The following is a 3,800-nucleotide window of genomic DNA, read 5'->3' as shown; positions in this document are numbered from 1 at the left end:
AGGGGCGCGCCGCACTGTTGACTGTGCGGCTAGCTAAGGAGTTGTACTACAGACATGAACCTACTCTAGCGCAGATTGGCGTCAGCGACCCGCCATGCGGGTTACGATTATTATGGTGGGCGCGCCCGCAGGATACGCCTACCGCGCCGAGGCGGAGTGCGCCCCCGGCTGATCGGCCACCGGCCCCGCAAGGGGAATACCACCTGAGATCAGGATCCGATTGCAGTGGCCCGTCGCATTGTGAGGCACGATCGCATGACACAACTCTTCCCCATAGTCGATCCCGCTCCCGCAGCCCTCGGTGACGACGCCGTCGCCCTGGTCCGCCGCTGGCTGCACCTGGACGACTCCCGCCGCCCTGCGCCGACCGCCACTCGCGGGTCACGGTCGGCACAGCTACTGGCAGAGGTCCTCAAGGACGACGCCGGTCTCCAGTTCACCCTCGGATTCGTTGACCGGGTCATCCGGCCCCAGGACAACGCCGTCGCCGCCCGGAATCTCTCAAAGCTCGCCCGGCAGGCGCCGTCGTTCCTGCCCTGGTATATGCGGGGTGCCGTGAAGCTCGGTGGAGCGCTTGCTCCCACACTGCCGGGGATCGTGGTCCCGGTGGCGCAGCGGGTGCTGCGCGAGATGGTGGGACACCTCATTGTCGATGCCCGCCCCCAGAAGCTGGGCAAGGCAATCGCCGGGCTGAGGGGCGAATCGGTCCGCCTCAATATCAATCTGCTGGGTGAAGCGGTGCTCGGCCATGACGAAGCCGACGCGCGGCTCGCCGGGACCAGAGCGCTCCTGGCCCGCGACGACGTCGATTACGTCTCAGTCAAGGTGTCCTCGGTGGTGAGCACCATGAACCTGTGGGACTTCCACGAAACGGTGGAGCGCGTCGCAGAGCGGCTACTCCCGCTCTACCGGCTGGCCGCCTCGTCCCCCGCCCCGAAGTTCATCAACCTCGATATGGAGGAATACCACGATCTCGATCTGACGGTCGCGGTATTCAAGCGCATCCTCGGCACTGAGGAGCTCAAGCACCTCGAATCCGGAATCGTCCTGCAGGCCTATCTGCCGGACGCACTCGGCGCGCTGCAGGACATTACTGCCTGGGCGACTGAGCGCCGTGCCGGTGGAGGTTCGGCCGTCAAGGTGCGGCTCGTCAAGGGCGCCAACCTCGCCATGGAATTGGTTGACGCGAAGGTTCACGGCTGGGAGCCCGCCACCCTGCCATCGAAGGAAGCGACCGACACCAATTACAAGCGGTGCCTCGACTGGGCATTGCGCCCCGACAACGCTGAGGCGGTCAGGATCGGCGTCGCAGGCCACAACCTTTTCGACATCGCCTTTGCGCGCCTGCTCTCACTCGCCCGCGGCGTGGAGGACCGGATCGAGTTCGAGATGCTGCTCGGCATGGCCGAGGAGCAGGCTGAAGAAATCAAGAAGGACGTCGGCTCGCTCCTGCTCTACACACCGGTGGTGCACCCGGCCCAGTTCGACGTTGCGATCAGCTACCTGATCCGGCGGCTCGAAGAGAATGCCAGCCAGGAAAACTTCATGTCGGCGGTCTTCGAACTGAACAGGGATCCGCAACTGTTCGAGCGTGAGAAGAAGCGCTTCCTCGATTCCCTGGCTGCTGTGGACACGACGGTACCGGGCCCCAACCGTTCCCAGACGGTTGACCGGTTCGTTGACTGCGTTCCCGGCGACTTTGCCAACCAGGCCGACTCCGATCCTTCTCTTCCTGTGGTCCGGGACTGGGCGACAGCTATTCTGCAGCGGGTCCCGGGATCAACCCTGGGGGTCGGGTTGGTGGAGGCTTCCTGGCTGGACACCAACGACGACGTCGAGCGCACCATCGCTGCGGCCCTTGCCGGCCAGCAGGAATGGGCCTCCCGCACCGGAGCCGAACGGGCGGTGGTGCTGCGGAGCGCTGCCGCTCGACTCGCGGCGATTCGTGGTGACCTGGTGGAGGTTGCTGCCAGCGAGACCGGCAAGACAGTTGCCGAGTCCGATCCGGAGATTTCCGAAGCGATCGACTTTGCCAACTACTATGCGCTGCTCGCCGAGGAACTGGACCAGGTGGAGGGCGCCAAATTTGTCCCTGCACGCCTGACTGTTGTGACTCCGCCGTGGAACTTCCCGGTGGCCATAGCCGCCGGATCGGCTCTGGCACCGTTGGCTGCGGGAAGCGCCGTCGTCGTGAAGCCTGCGCCGCAAGCGAAGCGGTGCGCGGCGGTGCTGGTGGAGGCATTGTGGGAAGCCGGGGTGCCCCGGGAGGTCCTGCACTTCGCTGACGTCGAGGAGGGCCCAGTGGGGCAGCATCTGATCTCGCACCCGTCGGTGGATCGGGTGATCCTGACTGGTGCCCACGACACGGCGAAGCTGTTCCGCAGCTGGCGGCATGACCTGCCCCTGCTCGCCGAGACCAGCGGCAAGAACTCACTGATCGTCACCCCCAGCTCCGACCTGGACCTGGCTGCTGCCGACGTCGTGAAGTCGGCGTTCGGGCATGCCGGGCAGAAGTGTTCGGCTGCCTCACTGGTGATTCTGGTGGGGTCGGCCGGGAAGTCGGCGCGGTTCCGGAACCAGATGGTCGACGCCGCTGCCTCCCTGAAGGTCGGGTACCCCGAAGACGCGGCTACCGAGATGGGGCCCGTGATCGAGCCTGCTGAAGGCAAGCTGCGTGATGCTCTGACAAAGCTGGGCGACGGCGAGACATGGTTGGTCAAGCCCAAGCAGCTGGACAATACTGGCCGACTGTGGAGCCCGGGGGTCCGCGCGGGTGTTAAGCCCGGAAGCTACTTTCACCTCACCGAGTTCTTTGGGCCGGTCCTGGGCGTGATGCACGCCAACTCACTCGAACAGGCCATCGAGTGGCAGAATGCCAGCCCATATGGGCTGACGGCAGGTATCCACACCATGGATAGCGATGAACTGGAGCTCTGGCTGGAGACCGTCCAGGCGGGCAATCTCTACGTCAACCGCGGCATCACTGGAGCAATTGTTCAGCGTCAGCCGTTCGGTGGCTGGAAGCGGTCGGCCGTGGGGCCGGGCGCTAAGGCTGGTGGCCCCAACTACCTGATGCACCTTGGCAGCTGGCAGCCGGTTGAGCTGCACCCGGGTAACGTTCATGCTCCGTTGAGTGGGCCGGTACGGGATCTGCTGCACGCAGCCGATATCCCCGCCGTCGACCAGGGGTTTTTGGCCCGTGCGACCGCCGACGACCAGCGCCACTGGGTGAAAGCTTTCGGCGCCAACCGCGACGTCTCGGGGCTCGGAGTGGAACGCAATGAATTCCGCTACGTTCCGGGCACGGTGACGGTGCGGCTCAACGAGGCCGGCACCCTGGCGTCCCTGGTCCGAGTGGTCGCGGCCGGTCTGCGTGCTGGAGCAGCTCTTCGAGTTTCTTCGGCCCACCCCCTGCCTCCAGCGCTGACTGCGGTCTTGTCGGCGCACAACATCGACCACCGGGTGGAGGACGACACCGCGTGGCTGAAACACGCGCCCGCGGCTTCCCTTGGCCGGGTGCGGCTGATCGGTGGCGGCTACTCGGAACTGTGTGCAGCCACGGACGGCGATCCGGATGTGGCGATCTACGCCGGACCGGTCACTGAAGCGGGGCGCCTCGAAATGCTTCCGTTCCTGCACGAGCAGGCAGTGTCCATTACGGCGCACCGGTTCGGTAACCCAGACAGCGTCTCGCATACGGTGCTCCACTAGGCGCGTTTGCTGGGGGGTTTTACTTGCCCCTTTCGCGCTAAACATCTTCGCCGAGCGGTGAGATCTGGCGGGTTCGGACATTCCGGACC

Annotated in this window: 1 protein-coding gene; it reads left to right on the top strand. The window is 65.2% G+C overall.

The features are described 5' to 3' along the window. Positions 1–255 precede the first annotated feature (255 nt). A complete protein-coding gene (locus Y703_RS0107470) occupies positions 256–3,711 on the top strand; it encodes a bifunctional proline dehydrogenase/L-glutamate gamma-semialdehyde dehydrogenase (RefSeq protein WP_035764175.1) in 3,456 nt (1,151 codons plus the stop codon). Positions 3,712–3,800 lie beyond the last annotated feature (89 nt).

It is taken from the genome of Arthrobacter sp. H20, assembly GCF_000520515.1.
Lineage (GTDB): Bacteria > Actinomycetota > Actinomycetes > Actinomycetales > Micrococcaceae > Arthrobacter_D.
Note: the sequence above shows the minus strand (reverse complement) of the source record. Positions and strands in the feature narration are given on the sequence as shown.

What these genes read in the sequence shown, in the direction of transcription:
- Y703_RS0107470 (WP_035764175.1), top strand. Translation starts at nt 256, where the DNA reads ATGACACAACTCTTCCCCATAGTCGATCCCGCTCCCGCAGCCCTCGGT.